The organism is Actinomycetaceae bacterium MB13-C1-2, from assembly GCA_035621235.1.
Taxonomy (GTDB): Bacteria; Actinomycetota; Actinomycetes; order Actinomycetales; family Actinomycetaceae; genus Scrofimicrobium.
Map to the genome: position 1 here is coordinate 1,904,470 of CP141731.1, position 25,030 is coordinate 1,929,499.

Annotated in this window: 23 protein-coding genes and 1 tRNA gene; 16 read left to right on the plus strand and 8 right to left on the minus strand. The window is 62.5% G+C overall.

Features of this window, described 5'->3' with window-relative positions:
- Positions 1-23 precede the first annotated feature (23 nt).
- Genes U6G28_08300 through U6G28_08320 form a run of 5 tightly spaced genes read right to left on the minus strand, consistent with a single transcriptional unit; the run spans position 24 to position 10,339 of the window.
- Positions 24-3,719: a hypothetical protein gene (locus U6G28_08300; GenBank protein ID WRS29518.1), complete on the minus strand. Its 3,696-nt coding sequence runs from the start codon at positions 3,717-3,719 to the stop codon at positions 24-26.
- Positions 3,716-6,856 carry a type I restriction endonuclease subunit R gene (locus tag U6G28_08305; protein WRS29519.1) on the minus strand — a complete coding sequence of 1,047 codons (3,141 nt, stop codon included), beginning with the start codon at positions 6,854-6,856 and terminating at the stop codon, positions 3,716-3,718. Before U6G28_08305 ends, U6G28_08300 begins: the two co-directional genes overlap by 4 nt.
- A complete protein-coding gene (locus U6G28_08310; protein ID WRS29520.1) occupies positions 6,853-7,587 on the minus strand; it encodes a TIGR02391 family protein in 735 nt (244 codons plus the stop codon). Before U6G28_08310 ends, U6G28_08305 begins: the two co-directional genes overlap by 4 nt.
- Positions 7,584-8,780 carry a restriction endonuclease subunit S gene (locus U6G28_08315; protein WRS29521.1) on the minus strand — a complete coding sequence of 399 codons (1,197 nt, stop codon included), beginning with the start codon at positions 8,778-8,780 and terminating at the stop codon, positions 7,584-7,586. The genes U6G28_08310 and U6G28_08315 overlap by 4 nt, the downstream gene beginning before the upstream one ends.
- A complete protein-coding gene (locus tag U6G28_08320; protein WRS29522.1) occupies positions 8,777-10,339 on the minus strand; it encodes a class I SAM-dependent DNA methyltransferase in 1,563 nt (520 codons plus the stop codon). Before U6G28_08320 ends, U6G28_08315 begins: the two co-directional genes overlap by 4 nt.
- A 373-nt stretch (positions 10,340-10,712) precedes the next feature.
- Here U6G28_08320 and U6G28_08325 point away from each other — a divergent pair, with 373 nt between their 5' ends.
- Together U6G28_08325 and U6G28_08330 are read left to right on the plus strand one after the other, a co-directional pair.
- Positions 10,713-12,188, plus strand: coding sequence for a glycosyltransferase family 2 protein (locus U6G28_08325; protein ID WRS29523.1), 1,476 nt, complete (start codon positions 10,713-10,715; stop codon positions 12,186-12,188).
- Positions 12,185-12,865: a hypothetical protein gene (locus U6G28_08330; protein WRS29524.1), complete on the plus strand. Its 681-nt coding sequence runs from the start codon at positions 12,185-12,187 to the stop codon at positions 12,863-12,865. Before U6G28_08325 ends, U6G28_08330 begins: the two co-directional genes overlap by 4 nt.
- Before the next feature lie 40 nt (positions 12,866-12,905).
- Here the strand turns inward: U6G28_08330 and U6G28_08335 are convergent, their stop codons facing one another.
- Positions 12,906-14,213: a hypothetical protein gene (locus tag U6G28_08335; GenBank protein ID WRS29525.1), complete on the minus strand. Its 1,308-nt coding sequence runs from the start codon at positions 14,211-14,213 to the stop codon at positions 12,906-12,908.
- Between the two features lie 245 nt (positions 14,214-14,458).
- Positions 14,459-14,665: a hypothetical protein gene (locus U6G28_08340; GenBank protein WRS29526.1), complete on the minus strand. Its 207-nt coding sequence runs from the start codon at positions 14,663-14,665 to the stop codon at positions 14,459-14,461.
- A 94-nt stretch (positions 14,666-14,759) separates the two neighbouring features.
- On the opposite strand from U6G28_08340, the gene U6G28_08345 reads away from it, so the two are divergent.
- The 11 genes from U6G28_08345 (at position 14,760) to U6G28_08395 (ending at position 22,367) form a co-directional block, all read left to right on the plus strand.
- On the plus strand, positions 14,760-15,449 hold the full coding sequence (locus tag U6G28_08345) for an MT-A70 family methyltransferase (GenBank protein ID WRS29527.1): 690 nt from the start codon (positions 14,760-14,762) through the stop codon (positions 15,447-15,449).
- On the plus strand, positions 15,449-15,673 hold the full coding sequence (locus U6G28_08350) for a hypothetical protein (protein WRS29528.1): 225 nt from the start codon (positions 15,449-15,451) through the stop codon (positions 15,671-15,673). Before U6G28_08345 ends, U6G28_08350 begins: the two co-directional genes overlap by 1 nt.
- Positions 15,674-15,851: 178 nt before the next feature.
- Entirely contained in the window at positions 15,852-16,076 is a 225-nt protein-coding gene (locus U6G28_08355; protein ID WRS29529.1) for a hypothetical protein, read from the plus strand.
- A complete protein-coding gene (locus U6G28_08360; protein ID WRS29530.1) occupies positions 16,069-16,299 on the plus strand; it encodes a hypothetical protein in 231 nt (76 codons plus the stop codon). Before U6G28_08355 ends, U6G28_08360 begins: the two co-directional genes overlap by 8 nt.
- Before the next feature lie 108 nt (positions 16,300-16,407).
- Complete coding sequence (locus U6G28_08365) at positions 16,408-17,010, plus strand: hypothetical protein (protein WRS29531.1); 603 nt, start codon at positions 16,408-16,410, stop codon at positions 17,008-17,010.
- Entirely contained in the window at positions 16,946-18,232 is a 1,287-nt protein-coding gene (locus U6G28_08370; protein WRS29532.1) for a hypothetical protein, read from the plus strand. Before U6G28_08365 ends, U6G28_08370 begins: the two co-directional genes overlap by 65 nt.
- A 234-nt stretch (positions 18,233-18,466) precedes the next feature.
- The gene (locus U6G28_08375; protein WRS29533.1) at positions 18,467-18,883 is read left to right on the plus strand and encodes a replication-relaxation family protein; all 417 of its coding nucleotides are present in this window, start codon (positions 18,467-18,469) and stop codon (positions 18,881-18,883) included.
- Entirely contained in the window at positions 18,798-19,208 is a 411-nt protein-coding gene (locus U6G28_08380; GenBank protein ID WRS29534.1) for a replication-relaxation family protein, read from the plus strand. Before U6G28_08375 ends, U6G28_08380 begins: the two co-directional genes overlap by 86 nt.
- A 104-nt stretch (positions 19,209-19,312) precedes the next feature.
- Complete coding sequence (locus U6G28_08385; GenBank protein ID WRS29535.1) at positions 19,313-19,735, plus strand: hypothetical protein; 423 nt, start codon at positions 19,313-19,315, stop codon at positions 19,733-19,735.
- A gap of 170 nt (positions 19,736-19,905) precedes the next feature.
- On the plus strand, positions 19,906-20,598 hold the full coding sequence (locus tag U6G28_08390; GenBank protein WRS29536.1) for a hypothetical protein: 693 nt from the start codon (positions 19,906-19,908) through the stop codon (positions 20,596-20,598).
- A gap of 260 nt (positions 20,599-20,858) precedes the next feature.
- On the plus strand, positions 20,859-22,367 hold the full coding sequence (locus U6G28_08395) for a recombinase family protein (protein ID WRS29537.1): 1,509 nt from the start codon (positions 20,859-20,861) through the stop codon (positions 22,365-22,367).
- Positions 22,368-22,699: 332 nt separating this feature from the next.
- Here U6G28_08395 and U6G28_08400 read toward each other — a convergent pair.
- A tRNA-Ala gene (locus U6G28_08400) sits at positions 22,700-22,775 on the minus strand.
- 212 nt (positions 22,776-22,987) lie between these two features.
- Between U6G28_08400 and U6G28_08405 the strand changes: the two genes are divergently transcribed.
- From U6G28_08405 to U6G28_08415, 3 genes are all read left to right on the plus strand, one after another.
- Positions 22,988-23,641, plus strand: coding sequence for an exonuclease domain-containing protein (locus U6G28_08405; GenBank protein ID WRS29538.1), 654 nt, complete (start codon positions 22,988-22,990; stop codon positions 23,639-23,641).
- Positions 23,642-23,683: 42 nt separating this feature from the next.
- Entirely contained in the window at positions 23,684-24,493 is an 810-nt protein-coding gene (gene zupT, locus U6G28_08410) for a zinc transporter ZupT (GenBank protein ID WRS29539.1), read from the plus strand.
- An 80-nt stretch (positions 24,494-24,573) separates the two neighbouring features.
- The gene (locus U6G28_08415) at positions 24,574-24,978 is read left to right on the plus strand and encodes a hypothetical protein (GenBank protein WRS29540.1); all 405 of its coding nucleotides are present in this window, start codon (positions 24,574-24,576) and stop codon (positions 24,976-24,978) included.
- Positions 24,979-25,030: the final 52 nt, after the last annotated feature.

Below are 25,030 nucleotides of genomic sequence, written 5' to 3' on the forward strand. Positions count from 1 at the left end.
TCCTCGCAGCCTGCAAATGCACATCACTTGTGCCTCCTGTTCACCTTGATAGGCGATACATCTGGGTCATACGAACTGACGGTTCCGTGACCCTTCAAGCACTCAAGTAGGGCTCGGTCTGCGGGGGTATTCGCGATGTGCAGGGCGGTGCGTCCCACCGTGGTCAACTTCGAATAGTCGCCTCCCAGCGACTGCAAGATCGCGAAGAGGTCTGCGCGGGCAAGGTCGCCAAGGTGCGGTTCGAGAAGGGGTACTACGTACTGCGCAGAAGCGCCACCCTGCGCCATCTTCTGCACGACGACGGACGGGATGGTGTGCCCGTGCTTCACAGCAAGGCGCGCCAGTTCATTCAGCCCTCGCTGCCCAGCGACCTCGGCGTACGCTTCAGACTGCTCGACGATCACCCGCTTGATCGCGTCCTCGATCTCATTGTCGGCGAGAAGCGCCGCCAGATCCGGCTGCACCAGCTCCGGCGTCATGTAGCTCGCGAACTTCTCCGACTCGCGGATGAACGCCCTTCGCGTTGGCCAATCAGTCGCCGCAAGGTGCGCATATGACTCGGCGGTGTCCGAGATGATGTCGTACTTGAGGAGTAGCGCGAACAAGTCGCCGGTCTCGGCAGCAATCTCCCCAATCTCGAGGTGGCTGCCCAGCTTCAAGCTCGCAACAAGGTCCGCGCGCAGTGTTGCGGCTGGCAGCTGCTCCCGCGCCGCAAGGATCGTGGTCGCCAACGTGGTCTTCTCGCCCTCGTCGGCCGACTCAGCCTCGGTGAGCGTGCCTGCTGCGGCCAGCAGCGGAGCGAGGTGGGCATCGACTCCAAGAGCAGCAACGTATCGGCTGACGTTGTTGAACGTTGCAGGGAACCGCTGATGCATAGCCAACGCCGGCCACGCTCCCTCGGAGATGGCGCCAAGATCGACAACCTGGCACGCTGGCGCAGCGCGCTCAACCACGTCGGCCAGGCGAGGCGTCCCTTGCTCGAGTAGTTCCTCGAGCACTGCGATGAACTGCTCACCTGTATCGACCGCTGCGGAAGAGCCTTCGATCGCGCCCAGATAGACATCGATATGTTCGAGGACGTAGTCATAGACCGTCTTGTTCGCCGCTCGGATGACGTCGAGAGCAACCGTCTCGTCATTGCCAATCGCGAGGGTCAGGTTCTCATGCGTGATGTCGTACAAACTGCGCGAGACGAACGACGGACGGGCACTTGCCGAGAGCGGCGTCAGGCTAGGCAGCGTGATACTCGCCTCGGCGAAGAGCGCTCCAACTCGCTCTGCCTGGGCGGACATCCCGTCGTTCGTGAGGACGGAGAACTCCGCGTAGTGCGTTCGTAGATAATCGACGACCCGCGCGTCCGTGCGCTGCGCTGACGATGACAGATTCGCCAGTGCAACGTCTACTAGTTCTAGCTGCGAAGCGTCGTCCAGCTCCGCTTGGTTCACGAGGTAGAGAAGCGTTCTCGGCGACACTGTCACAAACCGCTGGACGAGTTGTGCGCGCTGCTCACCGGCGGTCAAGTACGCCTGCAGGAACTGCGTCTGACTCTCTCCCAGGCCAACCAGCGAGCGAATCATGATGTCGGCTGCATCAGCGTTGGTTGCAAGGAGACGATCAAGGATCGGGATGTTGTAGAGCGCTGGTTCTTTCAGTGCGCTCTTGCCACGTTCCCGCACGACGGCATCGACATCCTCCGGGCCGAGTTCAAAGTGCGCATCCATCAGGTCTCGCTCGACGTGGTGGATGATGAAGTTCGTCGCCGCTGGGCTTACGCGGTCGCCGTGGAACGTCGAGGTGTACAGCGTGAAGTTGCGGTTGATGTGTCCGGCCCGAACAAGCTGATAGGCCAAGCCGGGCTTGAGCAGTGCCTTGGCGACGTACTCAAGCGACTGCGCCGTCTCCTTGTAGGTCGCAGACGTACCTTCGCTCGCAGGCGTGTCGAGTTCCTTGAACATGACTAGAAACTCCGGGCGCTTGATCAGATCACCCATGTCCGCACCGCGCAGGAACTTGATGTCCTCGAACTTCTCGTTGAGTTGTTCATTCAGCGGATCCCGATCTGCATCGCTCCAGCTGTCAGCATCCAATGGATCACCGAGCGCGCCGACAAGGCTGGATCGCGAGAACGTTAGTACGTTGCCAGACGACATCTGCTGACGGAGCTCTGGGTCACCATCCGCCGCAACGAAAGCCGCCCAGAACTCCGCACTTCGTAGATCCGCGTCCGACTTCGGGGCGCCATCAACCGAGGATGTCAAACCGTTCCGACGTCGGCTTCCTAGCGCTGAGGCCGAGGCTGCCGTCCGTTTGATGTGCGCCGCCAGCAAGTCCCCAAGGTGGGAGCTGCGCGACTCTGCGCCGCTCTTGCGTGCAAGCCGCTGCCGAAGCGTACGACGCTCGCCCTCGATCCGCTTGATGTTCTCGGTTACCAGCTCGCGACTGAGCTTGTAGAGGGTGTCCAGATTGCTCTTACCGAGTCGGATCGTCTCGAAGTCCGTGAGGTGCGTGCTTTTGTAGAGCATCATCGCGAACAAGTCAGTCTCGCTCAGGTCGAGTTGCTCACCGTCGCCTGAGAAGATTCGATCGCGGAAGACGATGAACTCGTTGCGGACGTTCTTCAGCAGCCGCATATCAGGGACGTACTGCGCAGCCAGATCGAGCAGTTCCGGCTCCACCTTGTGCTCGATCTCGGCCAGCAACCGAGTCGCCAGGTTCCGTGCACTGCGATGCGTGATGAACGGCACCACCGGAATCACGAGATCAAAGAACTTGGTGCGGTTAGCACGCACCGCCTCAGCCTGCGCCGGATCCTCGATTGCCAGTACGCCTGTCTCGAGCTTGCGGCCTTCCGCCTCCAGCCCGATTCGGTCGAAGATGCTGTCCTTGATCGCATAGATGAAGCGGATCGGCTTCTCGATCTGTGGTGAGGCGTTGAGCAAGGTATTGAGTGCGCGCAGCGTCTCGAAGATGTGTGAGTCGTTGAACCGGTCGATGTCTTCGAAGATCACGACGTCACGATCCGACACGTCGAAGAAGTAGACGATCTCGTCAAGGTACTGGTCAAAGTACGAGACGGAGTTGTCATCGAGGGTGACCGTGGCCGCACCCGCCGAGAACTGCTTGATGCGGATCTTCCCGTAGAACAGCCAGCGCACCAGGAGCACCGCTGTCGTTGCCACGACCCAAACGATCAGGTGTGCCCAGACCCCGAGATCGTTCAGTGCTGTGAAGGTGGCCGCGATCCGCGCGGTCCACCCGGTCAGAAGGAAGATGACGGCAACGGCGAGGCCCAACAGGGCGGCAGTGCCGAGTTCTCTCCACCCCTGGAAGCGTTCGATCCGGCGAAACCGAGATGCAGGAGTCTTGCTGGGATCCTCTCGGTAGAGCAGCTGCTTAACGATCTCCTGCTGGATGCGGTTCGTCGGAGTCGTGGCATGCAGCGGCACCGACTCGTCTAGCTTGGACGCTTCAATCGGGGCAAGGGTGGACAGCGAAAGCTCGACGACGCGGCCGTCAAGGCGCTTCCCGAGCTCCCGCAAGATGCTGCTCTTGCCGACGCCGTAGTTGCCGGACAGCGCGATGTTACGAATCTCATCGTCTTCAAGCGCAGCCTCAAGTGCCGAGACGTAGCCACTGTGCTCAGCTTCGAGGTACTCAGGGGTGAGTGGGATGAGGCTCCACTTGGACTTCTCGGTCGGTTCCTTCGGGGCGTAGCTCATCCCTCCGATACCTCCCCCTTAGCAAACAACTCAGCTTGCTCCAGCACCAGCTCGATCGCCTTGGCCTCAGCATCAGGCGGATAGTCGTAGCGCGCCAGCAAGCGCCGCACCTTGGTGCGCATGGTGGCACGGACGGAGTCCTTGAGATTCCAGTCGATGGTCGCGGACTCCCGAACTGCCTTGACGAGCTTCTGCGCGATCTCCTTGAGAACCTCGTCGCCAAGCTCCAGCACGGCTGCGTCGTTTTGGACGATGGCGTCATAGAACGCGACCTCGTCCTCGCGAAGCCCCAGCGCATCATGACGCTTCTGGTCGTCGCGCATCTGCTTGGCGAGCTTCACCAACTCCGCGATGATCTCCGCCGTCGTCAGCGACCGGTTCGTGTACCTGTTGATCGCCTCGTCGAGCAGTTCGGAGAACTTCCGTGCCTGCACAAGGTTGGTGCGCTGCACGGTGCGGATCTGGTCGTTGAGCAGGCGCCGCAGCAGCCCCATCTGCAGGTTGGGCTTGTCCTTCTCCGCGAGGGAGTCGAGGAACTCGTCGCTCAGGATCGACAGCTCCGGTGTCTCGACGCCGGCGAGCTTGTAGATGTCGACGACCTGGTCGGCAGCGACCGCCTCGTTGAGCAATTGCCCGAGCGCGGTGTCGATCTCGACCGCACCGGATCCGCCACGCCCCGAGTCGGGGTTCTGGATCTTGAGAACGGCTGCACGCACGTCGGTAAATAGGCGCACGTCGTTGCGGATCTCCGCAGCCTCGTCACGCGCTCCAGCCAGAGCGAACGCCTTCGCCAGCGCGAGCACCTGGTCGTTGAAGCGCTTCGTGCGATCAGGGTCGGCCATGACGAAGTCGAGCACCTTGGCGTACTCCGCCAAGCGTTGGGAGGCGGTGAGTGACGGCGAGGAGTCGTAGTCGACGCCGTGCAGTAGTCCCCGGATGATGTCGTGCTTCTCCAGCATGACGGCGACCATCTCGTCGATGGGGACGCCGGCCTGGTCACGGTCGGAGGGCGAGTACTCCTGGAGCGCGGCCTGGAGGTTCGAGAACACGCCGATGTAGTCGACGATGAGCCCGCCGGGCTTATCTCGGAATGTGCGGTTGACGCGGGCGATGGCCTGCATGAGCCCTGCGCCCTGCATGGTCTTGTCGACGTACATCGTGTGCATGCTCGGCGCATCGAAGCCGGTCAGCCACATGTCTCGGACGATGACGAGTTCGAGCTCGTCGTCGGGGTTCTTCGCCCGGAGCTTGAGGTCTTTGCGGACGTCCTTGGAGTGGATGTGTGGTTGGAACTCGGCCGGGTCGGCAGCCGAGCCGGTCATGACGACCTTGATCTTGCCCTTAGCCGGATCGTCTGAGTGCCAGTCGGGGCGGAGCGCGATGATCTTCTCGTAGAGGCGCACCGCGATACGACGGCTCATCGTGACGATCATGCCCTTACCGAACAGCGCCTCACGCCGCTTCTCCCAGTGCTCGACAATGTCCCGGGCAATGAGGTCTAGGCGCGAGTCAGCGCCGACGATGGCTTCCAGTCGCGACCAGCGGGACTTCGCTGCCGTGGCCGCGTCCTCCTCGACGGTCTCAGTGATCTCGTCCGCCAGCTCGTCGAGCGCGGCAAGGTCGTCGTCGGACAGATCGATCTTCGCCAGACGCGATTCGTAGAAGATCTTGACGGTCGCACCGTCCTCGACCGCGCGAGTGAGGTCGTAGACGTCGATGTAGTCACCGAACACCGAGCGCGTGGACTTGTCGTTCGATTCGATCGGCGTACCGGTGAAGCCGAGGTAGGTAGCGCCGGGCAAAGCATCTCGCATGTGCTTCGCGAGGCCGGCGCGCAAGCGTCCGTGACGATCCAGCGTCTCACCGAAGCCGTACTGGCTGCGATGCGCTTCGTCGGCCACAACCACGACGTTGCGACGATCCGTCAACACCGGGTTGGCATCGCCATCCTCACCAGGAGCGAACTTCTGCAGTGTCGTGAAGACGATGCCACCCGAGGCACGCTTCAACTTCGTCCGCAGGTCAGTACGAGTCGCGGCCTGCACCGGTGTCTCCGGCAGGATATGGGCAGGAGCGAACGTCTCCCCGAACAGCTGGTCGTCCAAGTCGTTGCGATCGGTGATGAACACCAGCGTCGGATTCGCCATCCGAGGATCGCGCATGATCTTCGCGGCATAGAAGACCATCTCGAAACTCTTGCCCGAGCCCTGGGTATGCCAGACGACGCCACCACGACGATCACCATCGGGCCGGGACGCCTGCACGGTGGACTCGACCGCCGCGTTCACTGCCCAGTACTGGTGGTACTTCGCCACCCGCTTGACCAGCACCCGCGTCGGCTGCCCAGTGGCCTTGTCAGTGGCCGTCTCGTCACTGAAGACGATGAAGTTCTGCAGCAGATCGAGGAATCGCTTCGGCTCGAACACCCCCTTGATCAGCACCTCAAGGGCAGGGCGATCACTCACCACTTCGCGACCCTCGATCGTTTTCCACGGGGCATAGTGCTCGAACGCCCCCGCATAGCTGCTCATCGCGGCCGACGTACCGTCGGAGATCACCGTCACCGCGTTCGACACAAACACGGACGGGATGTCCTGTCGGTACGTCTGCACCTGGTTCCACGCTGACTTCAACGTCGCGTGCTCGGCAGCCGGATTCTTCAACTCCAGCAGCGCCAACGGCATCCCATTGACCAGCACCAGCACGTCAGGCCGGCGGTTCTTGCCGTTCTCAACAATCGTGAACTGGTTGATCGCCACCCAGTCGTTGTTCTCCGGGCGCTCGAAGTCCATCAGCCACAGGCGTGTCGTGCGCAGCGCACCGTCGGCATCCCGATGCTCAACAGGCACGCCCTCCGTGATGAGCTGATGCAGCCGGTAGTTCTCATCGATCGGGCTCTGCGACTCCGCACGACGCACCCGCTTGATCGCCTCGTCGACAAGGGCAGGGGAAGTCCCCGGATTGATCCGCCTCATCGCATCACGCAGCCGGCCCCACAGGAACACCTCCTCGTAGGAATCGCGCTCCGCTCCCGGCTCACCAGGAGCGATATCCGGCCCGTGCAGCGTGCGGTAGCCCAGCTCCGAGAAGTACTCCAGCGCCGCCAGCTCGACGGTGTTCTCGTTGAACGCGCTCACGATGCAACCTCCAACGTCGATTCATCCACCCAGCGCGCCAGCACACTGAGCGCCGCCAAGTACTCCAGCGCTTCTTGCTCCGGCATCTCCTGGTCAGCCTCATGAGCAAGCGGGTTACGGATACCAGCGAACACACCCTCGGCAAACATGCGAGCCCCACGCTGCACCGACTTGAAGGTCTTGCTGCCGTCATCCGGCATCCGGTGCAGACGCGGATTCTTCGCAACGGCGGGCTGCTCGCTAAACGCCTGGTTGAAGAGATCTGTCTCGCTCACATCACGACGACCGAGCTTGTTCTGCGTCTCGGCGTTCAACTTGCGAATCGCGCCTTCTACGGCCTCGCGGAAGTGCCCCGAGTGCCACAGCGACGAAGCACCGCCCCAAACCCACGGATGCAGATTCGCAGCTGACAGCTCCGGGGCGTCATCGCCAAGGTTCTTGCGGATCTCCTCCTGACGACGGAGGTTCTCCCGGGCACGAAGCGAAGCCTCATGGTGCAGTGCCCACTTCTTCCGGCTTGTGCTGACCTCAAGGGAACGCCAGGTGGGAAGTACCCGATCAAGGATCTGCTCAGCGACCTGAGCTCGCTTGACTACTTCCTCTTCCGAGTCCGCCGTCCGATAGCTCCCGGCGCTTATGACTCCGCTCGGCGGCGACACGTGATGCACGGTGGTAGCCCGGATGAAATCATCCAGCTGCTCCAGTGCCCACTCAACGTTCAGCCCGGTCATGCTGCGGCTCCTTCAGTTGGAACACGCATGCGACCAGAGAGCAGTTCGGGAAGAAGCGCGTTGCGGAGCTCAGTAAGGCGGACGACTTCTCGCTCCGCCGAGAGCAAACGTCCCCAGAGCGGCGACAGCATCTCGTTCAGCTGCTCGATCTCGGGGCCAACCGGAATCTCGACGTTCGTGCTCTCCAGATGCCCTCTCTGGATGTGACCCATGGTGGTGGCCTTGTCGGCGGCAACTCCTCGGAAAATCGGCATCACCGCGTCGAGGCGGTCGAACACGAGCCAGGCTGGATAGCCGGTCGGGATCACCTTGAAGATGTGCTGGTTGACGATCGCCTCGTCGCGGAACCACCGGTACACCGCAAGTGATCCCGACCAAGACATCAAGATGTCACCAGCACGCGCGACCTTCTCATCCGGCACGTCAATGTCGTTATACACAGTCGAACCTCCGGGCCCGGAGTTCAGCTCAGCAATTCGGATCACCATGCGCCCCGTTCCGGTCGCGCCTTTTGTGTAAGCGCCGCCGTTGACGAAGCGCGCGAGCTCAGCGACTGCGATTCGGTCACCCGCTTGAGAAATCGAAGCATCTACTCGAGCGCGAACGAGCTGAGGGATCAACGCGATCGCCCGCCGATTCGACTCGATCTTGTCGTCGAGTGCGCCGAGCGTCGCGGCGATGGCACGCTGCTCCTCGATTGGTGGCAGTGGAATGGGGAATGACTGAAGATGCCCCTTCGTAATTGCTTTACGTGTCCCGCCAGATGAGTGCCCGAGCATGTAGTCCTTCATCAACGGCAAAGACAGCCATTTCTGCAAGAACCCAGGACAGACCTTTCCATTCGACCGCACAATTGCGACGTGCTGGTTAACTCTTGCTGGCAGGACAGCATCGGGAACCATCGCGGTTCGGAGAATCGAGTCTCCAGTGATGTTTATCAGAACGTCGCCGGATTCCACAGTTACCCCGCGAAGCGCTGTGGCCGCGTCCGGACCTAGAAATGCCAGCCCTTCCGTCTTGAACTCGTGGTCATAAACATTCTGGCTGCGGATCAAAGCTGGCCCCGAAGCCACATAGACGGCGCTACCTCCTCGTGGCGTTGCACCACTGCCAATCTTTGATGTCACTTCAGCCAACGTCGCTGCACTCCAAGACCGCGGCAGTTCAAGATTCAATCCAGGCAAGACGGTCATGCTAACTTCCCCAACCGCTGCCGCACCTCGTCCTCCAACTGCCTGCCGCGTTCAAACTCTGCGAAGAGTTCCTTTGTGAGGCGGTCGATCTTCTCGTCGATCGGTTCGTCATCGACTTCTGCCTCGGCAGCCCCGACGTAGCGGCCCGGGGTGAGCACGAAGTCGTGCTTCTCGATCTCATCGAGCTTCGCGGCCTTCGCGAAGCCAGGGACGTCCTCATAGCCGCCGTCGTGGTTGCGCCAGGCGTGGTAGGTATCGGCAATCTTCGCGATGTCGTCGTCGGTGAGCACGCGCAGACGGCGTGACTCCATCGTGCCGAGCTTTCGGGCGTCGATGAAGAGCACCTCGCCGCGGCGCTCCCTGTGGCCATTGCCGTGCCGGGCCTTCGAGACAAACCAGAGCGAGACGGGGATGCCGGTGTTGAAGAACAGCTTGTCGGGCATCGCGACGATGCAGTCCACAAGGTCAGCCTCGACGAGCTTGCGGCGGATCTCACCCTCACCGCCCGTCTTCGACGACAGCGACCCGTTCGCCAGCACGAACCCTGCCGTGCCCTTCGGGCTCAAGTGGTAGATGAAGTGCTGCACCCACGCGAAGTTCGCGTTGCCCTGCGGCGGGGTGCCGTACTGCCAGCGCGGATCATCTGCGAGCTTGGCGTCCCACCAGTCAGAGACATTGAAGGGAGGGTTGGCGATCACGAAGTCGGCGCGCAGGTCAGGGTGCAGGTCATCGGTGAATGAGTCGGCCGAACGCGGTCCCATGTCGGCTTCGATGCCTCGCAGTGCGAGGTTCATCTTGGCGAGCTTCCAGGTCGTGTCCGTGAACTCCTGCCCGTAGACGGAGATGTCGGTGCGCTTGCCGCCGTGAGCTTTCACGAACTCAGCCGACTGCACAAACATGCCGCCTGAACCCGCCGCAGGGTCATAGACACGCCCCTGGTAGGGCTCCAACATCTCGACCAGCGTCTTGACTACCGAGCGCGGCGTGTAGAAGGCCCCAGCATCCTTGCCGGTCTCCTTGCCGGCAAACTGCCCAAGGAAGTACTCGTACACTCGGCCCAGCACGTCATCGGCGCCGTGGTCGTCGGTCTCGGTGAACCCGATCGAACCGATCAGGTCGACCAGCTCGCCAAGGCGCCGCTTGTCGAGGCCGTCGCGGCCGTAGTTGCGCGGGAGCACACCGCGCAGGGAAGGGTTCTCCTTCTCGATGAGGTCCATCGCCTGGTCGATTTGCTGCCCGATCTCAGGCTGCTTCGCCACGGACTGGATGTAGCCCCAGCGCGCCAACTCTGGCACCCAGAACACGTTGTGACTGGTGTACTCGTCGCGGTCTTCGAGGAAGTCCGGTACCCGCTCGGCCTTGATGCCGTCAGCAGCCAGTTCTACCTCGAGCGCCTTCCGTCGCTCTTCGAAGCGGTCGGAGACGTACTTCAGGAACACCAAGCCCAGCACGACATGCTTGTACTCACTCGGTTCCTGGTTGCCGCGCAGCTTGTCGGCAGCCTCCCAGAGGGTCTGCTCGAGTGTCTTCGTCGGTTTCGGCTTCGCGGCGCGTACCATGCTGTTGTCTCCTCTGCGCCGCAGGGCGCGTCTTAAGTTGTGCTCATAGTGCCGTGTATCACGGTACCGGCGGCCTCCGACACTGCTAGGGTGCCGCGCCGCTCGGGCGGGTCGTGCTGTCGCAGGCGGGAGCCGGATGGCTCGACCGGGACGCTGCGATCTACGTTCTATTCTCTCATAATCCGCAATTTGCCGGAATAGGAATATCGCAAAGCCACGGATAAATGCCTGACGAGAAGCGCTTTCAGTGTTGTCTCAGTAATCGATTCATCTTACATTCCAGAGCAGTAATGCGTCTGGCTTTCCACCACACCATCTCCAGCTCTTTATGCATCCTCGTCTCACGAGGGGGTGATTTGAGAGTCCGCGCGTAGTGCGTCTCGCGCCCGATCTCACGCCAGTCGGCTGGTTCCTGTTCGGGGCGATGGTGCTCCTGATCCCGACCTACCTCTACTTCTGGTGGATGGTGATCAAGGCCAGTGCTCACAAGCATGTCTCTCGTGAGAAGATCACCAACCGGAAGCTCACTGCGTCGCTGGCTCACGCGAAGCGGAAAGGGAACACGCATCGTTTCCTGATCCAGATCACGACCAAGGGCGGTGCGCTCTCCGTCGTCCAGCGCGGCATCGACAACGTCCTGGCAGGCGTGGCCCGCTATCCGGTGCTGCAGAAGGTCGTCTGGGTCGAGATCATCACTGAGGACGCCGATGAGGTGGCCGCTCTCCAGACCCGCTACCGAAATGCGGTCATCCCGGTGACGCCGTATCTCCTGCCGACCGACTACCGCACACCCAAAGACACCCGCCTCAAGGCTCGTGCGCTGGAGTACATGGTCGAGCAGCACCGCGCCTCTCCGACCGAGTCCTACGTCGTGCACTACGACGAAGAATCCGTCTTCACCCCCGACAACCTCGCACGCCTGGTTCATCGCCTGAGCCGTCATCCAGTCGGGATCTCGGAGGGCATGATCTCCTACGGTCTGGACTGGAACGAGACGACACTGCTGAACAAGGCGATGGAGTCCAACCGTCCCTTCGGCTGCCACGAGCGCTACTCCGTCATGACCAGCCCGCCTCCCATGCATCTGCACGGCTCGAATCTCGTCGTCCGACAGGATCTGGAGAACCAGATCGGCTGGGACATCGGTAACCTCGACGGCTCGGCCCTCATCGCTGAAGACCTTGTCTTCGGCCTTGCCGGCTATCTCAAGTTCGGGAAGGACATGTTCGGCTGGCACCACACCGAGATGATCGAGCAACCGCCATTCACACTGAAGGCCGCCTACAAGCAGCGTGAACGCTGGGTGTTCGGCGCCATGCAGGCCCTCGCACACATCCGCCAGCAACCCGACTGGATGCGCCTGTCCCGCAAAGATCGGTGGCACATCAACGTCATCATCCGCCTGCGCGTGCTGACCTACGCACTCGGCTTCCCGGTCTCGCTCCTCGCGCTCGGCTCCAACGTCGTCATCCTGCTCATTCTCGCTGCCGAAGCCGTCCGAGAGGGCACCATCACGGTTGTCGCGCCCGAGCTGACCGTCTACGGCATCATCACCTCGATCGGCCTCGCCCTCTGGCTGGCGGGCACGCAGCTCGGCCTGTTCTACAACCTCCGCTACACCGGCATGACCCGCCTGCAGAAGCTCCGCGACCACGTCCTCGTGCTTCTCGTCACGCCGTTCGCCGGGGTCATCGACACCGCTGGCCCGCTCGTGGCCGTCCTGAAATGGCTCGCCGGTATCCGTGAGGTGGCGTGGAAGCCGACCCCGAAGTTTGCCGTCCCGAACCGTGAACCAACATCTAAGCGCGTCGCTGCCGCCGAAGTAGCAGCAGGAGAAAAAGCAGCATGAGCAGCTACCAGCAACAACGAGAAATCCGCAGCCAGATCATCTTCACGGTCCTGATCATCGCCGTCAGTGTCGCCATCACCTACGGCCCCATCCGGCTCACTCTGCCAAGCCTTACCGGCCAGACACCGGCCATCAACGACTCGAGCAACCAGACGGCCCAGAAGCAGGAAGAGAAGAAAGACCCTCCTCGAGGTGACGCCAAGCGCGTTGCTGATCTCGACCGCCTCGCCACAGCGCTCAAGACCTACAAGGAACGCCACGGCGGCTACCCGATGAGTACCGGCACCTGCGCGGGCGGCACCTTCGACAGCGACGCCGACCTCGGCTTCCTCGCAGACCTCGAACGCGAAGCCGTCATCGACGCCATCCCACGCGATACCGATGGCATCGCCAAGAGCACCAAGACAGAGCGGGGCACGAACGCCACGACCACCGCTGACGACTGCGACACCATGTACGGCGCAAAGCACTACCTCTACTACTCCAACGGCACCAAGTTCGCCCTCATCGCCAGCGTCGACGACGCCGACGCCATCCCCGGCGACGCCACAGGCGTCTACCTCGCAGAAGGCGACCGCGAATGGTTCGATGGCTCAGCCCTTATCAAAGACTGGCACTGGAGCCGCAACGTCTACATCGTCAGCAACCAGAAGCTCGCAGAAGCCGCTGGGGAATAGTCCACACGCTCGAGCGGGTCAGTCAGATCGAGCGAGAACGTCAGGATTCGACCGCTGCCGCCGGAAACACAACGACAGACCCGTCATGTCCCCGCTCGATCTCGATCACTACATCGGCGTGGTTTCCGGCAGCGTCGATTCCGCTGCTGAGGCCTCTGAGCCGATAGGCGGCGGTAAGGAGCTTGTCAACGTCGGACGGTGCGTAGTGCACCTTCTTGAGCAACCCACCTGGGCGCTTGAGCTCGAGCGAGGACAGTCGCAGCAGCACGCCATTGATGCTCGCTTCGAGGTCGTTCAATCGTTGCTCGTCGCTGCGCAGCTCGCTCAGGAAGGACTTGAACGGGTTGCCAGTGCCGTCGAGCTGCGCGTGCTCCACAGCCTGCAGCACCAAGACACGACGCTTCAGCGCAAGGGCCAACCTCGCGGTCTCCAGGTGCGCACTGAAAGCACCGTTCTCGTCCGTAATGCCAGGGAACGCCTCTGTGAGCGTCGCCAGCTCCACCGGTCCTTCGGGGAATTCATCGAGCGCGTCGTGCCACTTCTTGAGCCGCGTACGAACGGCGGCAATGGCGGTGCTGATCTCGTGTGACGCGGAATCCAGTCCCAGCGACTGCCCGATCTTGCCCTGATCCAGCAGTACCGACGTGGCCTTGTCTATCGCGTCCCGGCAGCCATCGAGCCGGTTACGTTCCTGCTCCAGCTTGTCGTCGTGCAGTTGCTCAAGCAGGTCAGTGATCCGTTCGATGGCCTTCTGCCGCTGATGGTCGGCGTAGGCGCTCGCGCCCACGGCCACAGCCATCAGGACGAGCGGGGCGGTGACGGTCAGCGATCCTGCGCCTGCAATACCGACGCCTGCGGTTGCTGCAGCGCCGGTTGTCGCGCCCGTGCCAGCCACAGGGACGAATGTCGCCTTGGAGACGATTCCCGTCGAGTCCCGGAGAGCACTGTAGACGCCGCCCGAGACGGCCTTGGACGCCATCGGCTTCACGAGTCCCTTGCTCACCTGGGAGGCGACCTTCGCAGGCACCACCATGCGGTAAAGCACTTCGCCGGAAGCCGCGATGTCGACCTTCGCCGGCGCTGAGCGCGCGGTCTGAGTCACGAGCTGCGAGAGCTGCTGGGCAAGGGGACTGCTCGCGTGCAGCGCGATGCCGCCAGCCGGGTCACGGCGTCGCTCGATCGGATGCATCTCCAACGTCGCGATGGGTGCCTGTGTGAACGTCGCGAGCGCGGTGCGCAGGTCAGCAAGCCGCTCGGGAGTCATGTCCGCATCACCCACGAGATCGGGCACCGCCACGGCCTCAGTGGCAAGTGTCCACACCGGCACGAGCGCGTTCTCGTCTGCCATGCTGTCTCCCCGTTGCCGTGAGTTCCACGCCCCGGCGACGCGCATCTCCTAATAGCAGCAATTCTAGGCGGCTAATAGCAGCAATTCTAGGCGGCGGCACTGACACTCCCTCATGCTCACTTGGTACGAGGTGCTCTGTATCGAGACCGTAGGACGTCAACCAATGAAAAGAGCGGCATCCGCCGAACGAGAGCGCATAGTTCTCAAGCTCGGTCGGATGCCACCAAGGCACGCGGATAGCGTCATCATTCCACGGGAGGCAGTGCGTCCACGAGGATCTGCATCCGCCGGGGAAGCTCCACGGAGGACACCACCTTCACGTCGACGGCATCAGTCCAGCGTTCGCGGAACACTACTGCCCACGCTGCTGCAGAGAAGTAGTCCTCGTACCGGGTCAGGCTGAGGCACCAGCTCGGGTCGCCGTGAAAAGCACAACATCCCGAACAGACCATTGACGAATTCTTCCCAACCCTCCATAAACGTCCATCCGCCGCCCGTGAAGCCGCGAGTGCTTCGAACAATTCGGGTGGAGAAAGGAGCAATTTCATGTCCATCAACACGAAAGAACCAGCGACTGAGGACCGAGCCGCGAGCGGGGAGCCGCTCTCTGCTGACGAGGCGTCTCGCCTGGCTCGCTTCGGCACGACCAAGCGGATCAAGGTCTGGTACGCCGACCCGCCCTGGGACATCGCCCAGACCGGGAAGCGCGGTGCGATCCAGCACTACGACCTCATGACCCTCGATCGGATCAAAACGATGGGGCCGCTCATCCAGGAGCTCAGCGACGACAACGCGACTCTCCTGATGTGGGTGACCAGCGCCGCACTCCCCGAAGGGATCGAGGTGCTAAGGAGCTGGGGCTTCACGTACAAGTCCCACGCGGCCTGGGACAAGTACCACATGGGTCTCGGCACCTACTTCCGTTCCAGCCACGAGACGCTGCTGCACGGCGTGCGAGGTAAGGCGCCGTTCAAGTTCCACGGGCAGCGTTCGATGCTGCTGTTCCCGAGGACGGAGCACAGCCGGAAGCCCGACGAGATGATCCCGCTTATCGAGCGGCTCCTCGACGGCCCCTACGCCGAGCTGTTCGCCCGGCGTCGTCCGAACTCCCGCTCGGACTGGTCGATCTGGGGCAACGAGTGTGAGAACGACTTCATGCTGCCGGGTTTCCCAGTGCCGAGCGACACCAAGTTCCGCTGCGCGGCGGTGAGCAACGGAGAGTCTGGTGATGCCTGATGCTTTCCACCTCCAGGAAGCCCGGCAAGAACGACAAGGAGCCGGTCACGATGGCCTCCCGCGTCCTCGGGTTCTGCTTCACGATCCTCCTGAGCGTGATCCTCCTGTACCTCGCGATGGAGCTGCTCTCGGCGATCTGGGGATGGCTGCTCCTGGTCGCCGCGATTATCACGGCGGTGTGGATCGGACTGCTCATTTACCGCCGCTGGCGGGATCGCTGGTGAAAAGCATGAGCGCGTTCACCTCAGTTGAGGTGTTGTCGAATACACAATCCCTCTTGACAAGCAGAAAACAACGGTGCGTAATCATCCGCACCCTATGTTAAGGGCTCTCCGCACGACATTCTGCGACTGCACGTGGCAAACGTAATTCGGTGACTCGCCGGAAGGAGGTGTGTGTTGTATGAGTCGGAAATCTCAACGTCGTTACCGCAAACGACCTGATCGCAGGGTCTGGGTCTTCAGCGAACTGAATCACGATCTGCGCCCAGAGCAGATCGCCAGCATCCTGACCGCCGCAGGACTCGAGCAGGCCCGGCTTGAAGCGGAAGCCGCCCACGAGCACGAACGGCAACGCACCCGCCACGACTCGGCGGGAACGACCACGAAGGAGGCGCCCGATGCCTGAGCAGATCCACTACACGAGGCTGCTGCCCGGGATGGAGCTGACCTCTGCCCAGGTGCAGCGCCTCTTCGAGCGGCTGAGCGCACCAGGGTCGCCCCGCCCCCCGGTCTTCGAGACCTGGGCGGGCGACGAGGGTATCACCCACCTGGTCGGACGTACGCAGTCGGGGCAGCCGACCGTCCGTCACCTGCTGCGGTCGCACTTGCCGGAGAGTCGAACGCTCTGAGCCTCCCGCCCCAACGTGCCGGAGCGAGTCGCTCGCCTCAAGCTGACGCCGAAAGCGATGCCGCTCCGGGACGACACCACCTCGGATGTGCTGCACGGCATCTACAGCGTGCTCGCCGGGCGACGGAAGGGCGAAACCATCACGCTGCAGATGGTGCTCGGCCGAGGTAGCAGGCCCGCAGTGGTGCCGAGCAAGATCCTCGACCCGAGCGCGTCCGTACCCGAGTTACTGCTGCGCGGGGCGGGGTCGGCTCCGACCGATACCCGTCGCCGGGTTGCGCAGAACGCTGGTCAGGCTCGGATCGACGTGACGGTACGCGTCGGCGTCACCGCTGCCGTTCCCGAGCGTCGCCAGCAGCTCCGTGGGCAGTTCCTCTCCGCGCTCGAACAGCTCGAAGCTCCCGGCGCCCGGCTGTCACTGGTGAACGAGTCGCCGACGAGGTGGGAGCAGGCGACCCTCGGGTGGAGTCCGCTGGCTTTGACCGCGTCGCAGCTCGTGGGAGTCGTCGCCTGGCCGGTCGACGAGCTTGGAGCTTCCCGGTCTGCCGCCCCGGCACCCACAGCTCATCCCACCACCTCCTGGCATCACGGAGAAGGTGTCGCTCTTTGCGAGGAGCACCGCTCCGGGGGTCGAGAAGTGTATCGGGATGACGACAGAGGGGCGGCTGCTGCATGCGGCTATCACGGGCGGGACGGCGTCAGGGAAGAGTGAGATCTTCGCGCACCTGGCGCTCTCGGACATTGAGGCGGGACGTCCGCTTGTGCTCATCGAGCCGAAGCGGCAGCTGGTCGACGCCATCGTGAAGCGCGCACCGAAGGAAACCGCTGGGCACATCGTCGTCATTGACGCTGCAGAACCGAATCCGCTCGACATCGGGGATCGTGATCCTGACCCGGTGGTCGATGGGATTCTCGAAGTCCTCAAGACCGTCTTCACCGATGGTTGGGGGCCGAGAACCGAGGAGCTGATGCTCACCGGCCTGCTCACCCTCGTCGCCGATGGGCAGCGCCGGGGCGTCCCGTACACATTGCTCAATCTGCCGATGCTGCTCTCTGACGACGGCTACCGCAGGAGCATCATCGGGGCGGTTGCTGACGACCCGATCCTGGCGGGCTTCTGGGCGACCTTCAATGAGCTGTCGCCTGCGCACCGGGCGAACATGGTCGCAGCACCATTGAACAAGCTCCGCAAGTGCGTGCTGCGGAAGAACGTCGCGGCGGTGCTCGGGCAAGCGCAACCGAAGATCCGCATCCGCAACGTCTGGAAGCACGACCATGCCATCCTTGTCCCGCTCAACGATGCGCTTATCGGGCCGGGAGCCTCCCAGTTGCTCGGTGGCCTCGTTGTCGCAGAGGCGTGGTTGGCGACCCAGGAACGCGCCGCTGAAGAGAACCCGCGCTCCCGTCCCGGGTTCGTCTTCATCGACGAAGTGCAGCGCTACCTACACCTGCCGACCAGCATCGAGTACGCCCTCGCCACCAGCCGCTCCCACGGCGTCGGCTGGCACCTGGCCTTCCAGGGGCGTGGCCAGGTGCCGACCAAGCTAGCCGATGCCATCCAGCTGAACGCCAGAAATCTGATCACCTTCGCCGCCAGCCCGAACGACGCCCGCGAGCTGGCCAAGACCACGACAAAGCTCAAGCCCGACGACTTCCAGTCCCTGGCGCTTCGGCACATCTACGCCAACCTCGTCGTCAACGGCGCACCAGCCGGTTGGTTCTCAGCGAAGACCAATCCTCCTGTACCTGATGCAGGGCACGCCGCCGAAATCCGCACGGCCTACCGCGAACGGTTCGCGGGCGACGGCGCACCGACTCTCCGTATCGAATCCGAGCGTGCATCGAAGAATGCGACTCCTTTGCCAGGCGATACATCGCTGACCGCAGGTGAGGCGTCTGGGGTGCGTTCGCATCAACGGAGGCGGCGATCATGACGACGATGACGACGTTCATGGGAGGCGTGAGTTCGCATTCGAGCAGTGTCGTTCCTGATCCATTCCTGATCCATTCGATGCTCCGTTCGCTTTGCTGACACGTCCCTCTGTCGGCCACTGTTCCGGCGCATCTGGCCTGAACTGGGATGGGACTCCCGCTCATTCGAGCGGGGCGCACGGCCACCACACAGGCCACCCCCCGACCATCTCCTGGAGGCGGCAGGGAAGTGTCGCATGACACCGCGCACGCCGTACAAGATCGGGGAACTCCTGCTGCACCTGACTGACCGCGACCTACGGATTCTCGAAGACCTCGAACAGTTCCGCCTACTCGATACTCGCCTCATCCAACGCCTCGAGTTCCCAGTAGGCACACTTTCGGGCGGGCAGCCTGGATTCGCCACCCAGGCCACAGCAACCCGGCTCACGCTCCGGGTACTGCACCGCCTGGAGGAGCATGGCCTCATCGCTCGTGTCGAGCGGCGTGTGGGCGGCAGCGGCCGCGGTTCGGGGCAAACCGTATGGCAACTCGCCGCCGCCGGAGAACGCCTCCTCCGCCCCCGACGTGGCCAGGGCGGGCGCAGGCGTTACGTCGACCCCGGAGCCGGGTTCCTCGCCCACACCCTCGAGGTCGCCCGCTACGCTCACTGAGAAGGCACGATCTGACGGCTTCGACATCCTCGACCTACAGGCCGAGCCCGCCTCTTGGCGACAGTTCCAGGCCGCGCAGGGCGGGGCGCTCACTCTCAAGCCGGATCTCGCCGTCGTGACGGCTGATGCTGAGAGCGAGACGCACAGTTTCGTGGAGATAGACCGCGACACCGAGCATCTGCCTGCGGTGCTGCGTAAGTCCGGGCTGTACCAGCGGTACTGGGAGTCCAGCGCAGAGCAGGCGAGAAGCGATGGGCTGTTTCCGCTCGTCGTCTGGGCGAGCCCCGCCGTGGAGCGGGCCGACAAGATCCGGCGCGCCATCTAGGAAGACCGCCGCCTCAACGCCGCGCTCTTCCGCGCCGCCACCGGCGAGCAGTCGCTCACCGCGGTCGCCCCGTACACATCACCTAATCCGAAAGGAGGTTCATTATGACTTCACCAACAACGACTTCACCATCAACGGCTCGCAACAAGGCCGCCCGCTACTACGACGAAGCCGCCACGCTCTATCGCGCGCATCTGCAGTCCGTCGAACACAAAGCAGAGCCGCTGGAGCCGCTCACCGAGTCCTGGCTCGACTTCGAAACCAGCTACGCAGGCAGCTTCGAGGGGCGCCTGGCGTTCGTCGAGCACGTCGCGGACGAACTCGGCTGGTTCCAGATCATCCACAAGATGACCACGCACACGGGCATCCCGCTCGCCGCTGTGCGACTCGACCACGCCGCGATCTACGACTACCTCAGCCGCTACTTCCACATCTTCGACACACCCGAAGGCGTCCTGCACGTGTTCACTCGGGGCGGCATCAAGCCGATGTCCGCCGACATCGCCTCGAGGGGAGGGCGGTTGTGATGAGCGAACGACACCTCCCAACCCCGGGGCAGGGTGAACAACTTTCTTGCTCGCCAGACCGGCCAGGCATGCCTTGTCCTGTACAAGAAAGTGGAGCACCGGACTGGCGACGATTCGAGGTCGCCGCGCGCCGCTTCGGTGAACTCATCGCCTCCGGCATCAGTGAGGCGATGGCTGAGAAGCGGGACGTTGACCGAGGCACGGCGCGCTGCATCGCACACGTCCTGGGTCGCAGCCTCGGCCGCCACAGTGCACTGGCGAACTTCGCCCGCACCGGCGAGGGCGACTACGAGACGCTGCGCGAGGAATACCTCAGACTGCACAACGACGAAAGCGTCACTGCGACGACGCAGGAACTCATCGACTGGCTCGGCACCCACCTCATCCGCCAGCAGCACCCCGACGCAAGGCCAACGACCTACGTCGAGAGCTACCCGCCCCGGCTTGACAACATCCTCGTACTGACCGGGATCGAGGTGGGCGACTGGTACCTGCGCGTCAACGTCCCCGGAATCTACGGCACGAAAGACATCCAAGAGCTGACCGAAACGCTCGGGGAACTCTCTGTCGACCGAGATGCGGCTCTGCGCGCCTACCTCAGCCTGCCGGACACCAACGCGATGAGCGGCGACATCATGGAGGACTTCCACGACTGCTACCTCGGGGTCTTCGCGACCATCGAGGAAGCGATCCACGAACTCGCGGAAGTCGACGAGCGCGAACGCGATGTCTTCACCTACGCCGAGGAACGCCAGCTTGTCATCGAACAGGTGAACCCCGACTACCAGGCGCTCCTCGAAGAAGTCGCGGACGCCTTTGACCTCGTCGAGGAGGAAGGCCGGGTCTATGTCTTCCACAAATAGCCGAGCCGTCTCCCGTCGTGATGGGGCGGTGTTCTCGGAGGGCAGACGGAAAACGATGCGGAATAGTCAACGACCGCAAAAAGGCCGGTCAGGCGAGGTAAAATGGGGAGGTAAACGGAGAACGCAGCCGATGGCAATTCAAGCTTCGGGCTTGCGCCCCGGCCCGATCAATCTCGGGGCGCCGCTCCTACATCACCGCTCTCTCGAAACGCGACTCACCACTCGTGTCTCGAGCTGCTCTCACCGGAAAGAGGGCAGTCATGAGTCTGCCTGATACCGACCTCGCGCCGTTCGCCTTCGACGGGATCCCGCCCGCGCTCGCCCCGGTCGAGGAGGAGGACGACGCCCGCACCGATGACGGCACGGTCTCGTCGCTGCCGACCGGAGCCGTCGACGCTCCACCGGGCAGCCGCGCGGTCATCTACCTGCGCGTGTCATCAAAGGGGCAGGTGAACACCGACTACGACCCCGAGGGCATCTCTATCCCTGCGCAGCGCATCTCCTGCCAGCGCAAGGCCGAAGCGCTCGGGCTGACGATCGTGCACGAGTACATTGAGCCGGGCCGGTCAGCCACGGAGATGACCAAGAGGGTCGCGTTCCAGGAGATGCTCGAACGCATCCGCCGCGACCGGGACGTGGACTACGTCATCGTCTACAAGCTCTCCCGCTTCGCCCGCACCCCCACCGACGACGCCATCGTCATGGCCGATCTGCAGAAACGCGGAGTCGCCCTGATCTCCGCGACCGAGCAGATCGACGCCACTCCCGTAGGGCAGCTCATGCACGGCATCCTCGCCGCGTTCAATGAATACCGCTCCCGCGAAGACGGCGCCGACATTGCCTACAAGATGAGTCAGAAGGCCAAGAACGGCGGCACCCTCGGCCGCGCACCCATCGGCTACCTCAACGTCACCGAGAACATCGACGGACGGAAGATCAACACCGTCAAGGTTGATCCCGAACGCGCACCGTTCGTGAAGCTCACCTTCGAGCTGTACGCCACCAGAGACAAGACGTTCCAGGACATCGCGGACGAACTCACCGACCGGGGCCTTCGCACCAGGCCCACGCAACGTCGCGCGGCCGGGCCAATCTCGGACTCGAAGATCCAGCAGATGCTCCGCGACCTCTACTACCTCGGAGAAGTCCGCTACAAGGGCGAGACCTACCCTGGCCGGCACGAACCTCTCATCACGGAGGATCTGTTCAACCAGGTGCAAGAACTCATGGACGAACGTGGCTACGCCCGCGAACGCCGCAAACGACACGACCACTACATCAAAGGCACCATTTGGTGCGGCCAGTGCCGCCTCGAACAGCACGTCAACCGCCGCATGCTCCTCATGCGCACCACCGGCAGGCACGGCACCGCCGACTATGGGTATTTCTTCTGCCGAGGCGTGCAAGACCACGTCTGCGACGCCCCATACTCCTCGATCGACCGCGTCGAGGACGCCATCGCCGAGCACTACAAGACCATCCGCCTCAGCCCCGCATTCGTCGCCGCTGTCCGCGACCACATCGAAGCCGCGCTGGACGACCAGGTCGCCGCGCAGCAGTTGCTCCGCAAGAACCTGGAGGATCAGCTGACGCAGCTCGCGACCAAGGGAGACAACCTCCTCGACCTCGCCGCAGACAGCTCACTCCCGCAGGAGCGCATCCGGCAGCGTCTCCGGGAGATCGCCGCGACCGGCAGCGCGTCACCGAACAGCTCAGCCAGGTGCACGGCGGCCTCTCCAGCGGCCGCGCGTTCCTCGACGCGCACCTGAACCTGCTCGAGAACCCCACGAGCTGTACCTCCACGCCAGCGAAGCCACCCGCCGCAAGCTCAACCAGGCTATCTTCGCCCACGACGAGGTTGTCGGAGACGACATCCGCTCGCCGCTATGGGAACTCCTCGCCGCCGAACGCGGCTGGGAGGCTCTCGCGGCGGGCGCAACGCCCGAGGTGGCACGCAGTACGGCCCAGGCCGCGACAGCGCGCCACAGCGGCCCAGAAACGCCAAAAGCCGCCCCGAAGGGCGACCTGGCCGAACTACAGAACCTCTGGCTTGACCTGCCTGGCGGCGTTTACGAGGACGCCGATTGCAGTAAGCCTCTTATGGTGGAGCATAGGGGATTCGAACCCCTGACCTCTTCCATGCCATGGAAGCGCGCTACCAACTGCGCCAATGCCCCGTACAACAGAAATAGATTCTACGGATGCGCGGCCCCGCGCACAACTTGGGAGGGATCCGATGGCGGTGGGGTTCGTTACTTATCGAAACAGCGGGGATAGAGTTATCGAGTTGAAAGTAGTGGGTGCCGCGCTAGATAGACACGCCCGGTCGCGTTCAATTACCGCGCATCGGCTACTTGAAATCACGAGTATTTCGTTTTTGGAGAGTCGGTTGGCTTTGACTTCAGCAGCAAGCAACGGGGGGCCTGCAGGCGTGTACGGATGGTCGGGGACCAGATCGCGCAAACCCTTGAGGGCCAGTAGCAAACTGGTTCCTTCGTTCGCCGAGCTGATGTCGCCCTCGTTCGTCTCGGTCGACTTCGAAACCGCGAATCGTCTAGGCGGCGTCTCCGCCTGCCAGATAGCCCTGGTCAAGGTCGTGGACGGCAACGTCGTGGCGCGCCAGTCCAGCTACCTCTGTCCACCCGTTGGGTACGACAGATTCGAGTTCACCTGGCTACACGGGATCTCACAAAAGCAGACAAGCGATGCGCCCGCATGGGATGAGGCGAGCTCGGATATAGCTGAGTTCGTTGGGGACAGTCCCGTGTACGCGCACAATGCCTCATTCGATGCCCGCGTCTGGCGTGAACTGGACAACTACTTCGACACCGAAACACTTCCGGACCGTTTCTACTGCTCTTATCGTCTGGCGCAGAGAACCGTTCCTGGCCTGGTTAACTACAAGCTCCCGACCGTTGCGCACGCCTGCGCGCCGTGGTTCGAGCTAGACCACCACCAGGCTGACTCGGATGCGGAAGCGTGCGCGTTGATAGTCGCGAGTATCCAGGCGATGAGCGGTGTCGATTCCCTCCTCAGTTCGTGAACCTGAGTTCTTGGACAGCCGGGAGTTGAGTAGCCTGGCGTTATGACCCTCGCCCTAGTCGTTTCTCTCCTTGCCGGTTTGGCGACGTCGATCGGTGGGCTGTTGGTCCTGAACTCAAAGACACTGGAGCGTCAGTGGCTGGCGGTCTCACTGGCCTTTGCGGCCGGAGCGATGATAATTGTCTCCCTGGTAGAGCTAGTACCGCTTGGAATCGAATACATGGGCGAGTACGCTTCGCCGAAACTCGCGCAGTTGTACGTGTGGCTCGCGTTTTTCGGTGGGATTGCTCTGGTTCTGGTTATCGACCGGATACTGCCAGACGTGCTAAATCCAAACGAGATGGAGGGGCGCGAGGACGCTCTTACTGAAACGGATACTTCATCAACTCGAAACCTGATGCGCTCGGGCGCTCTTGTAGCAATGGTGCTGGCGCTACACAACTTTCCCGAGGGCATGGCGACATTCTTTACTACATATCAGGACCCGCAGGTCGGATTCACTCTGGCGGTAGCAATCGCAATTCACAATGTTCCCGAGGGCATAGCCGTTGCAGCCCCTGTGTACGCGGCGACAGGATCGAAGAAGAAGGGTTTCTGGTGGGCGACATTTTCGGGGCTGACTGAGCCAATCGGCGCATTGTTCGCTGCTTTGCTTGTCGCCTGGGTGATTCCGCCGCAGTTCTTTGGGATCTTCTACGGAGTTGTCTCCGGCATGATGGTCTTCCTTGCCCTCGACGAACTGCTCCCAGGTGCATGGCGTTACCAGACTGACAAACACCAAACGATCTACGGAATGTTGGCCGGAATGGGAGCTATGGCGGTGAGCTTTGTCCTGTTCGCTAGCGGCTCATAGACAGGGCGAGGAACGCGCTGCCCCCGGTGGTCGGGCATACTGAAATCACGAAAAGCAATATGAATGGAAGAGGAACACAAATGAGGTCAATCGCGAAGCTCACCGCAACACTCGCCGCAGTTTCACTTGGATCTGTTGCGTTGGTCGGATGCAGCTCTGGCGATGGTGGCACCGCCGGTCCTGATTGCGAAGGAAGCTGGACCCTCGCCGCAATGGAATCCGATGGTGAGAAGATCACCGAGAACGACATCGAGGACATGAAACAGTCCGGGGTGGACCTAAGCGCAGCGTTCACGCTCGACCTCACCTCTGACGGAAAAGCAATGCTTTCAGTGTTTGACGCCCCCTCCGAGGGCACATGGGCCGTCAAGGACGGTAACTGTGAGATCACCATTGAGGGCGAGGCAATCAGTGCGCCAATAGAAGACGGCAAGCTGATTCTCGCTGTGGACGGATCATCGATCAGCTTTAAGCGAGCTGAGTAACCAGCCGCGTGGAAAGTCCGATGACCTGCAGGTCATCGGACTTTCATAGGTG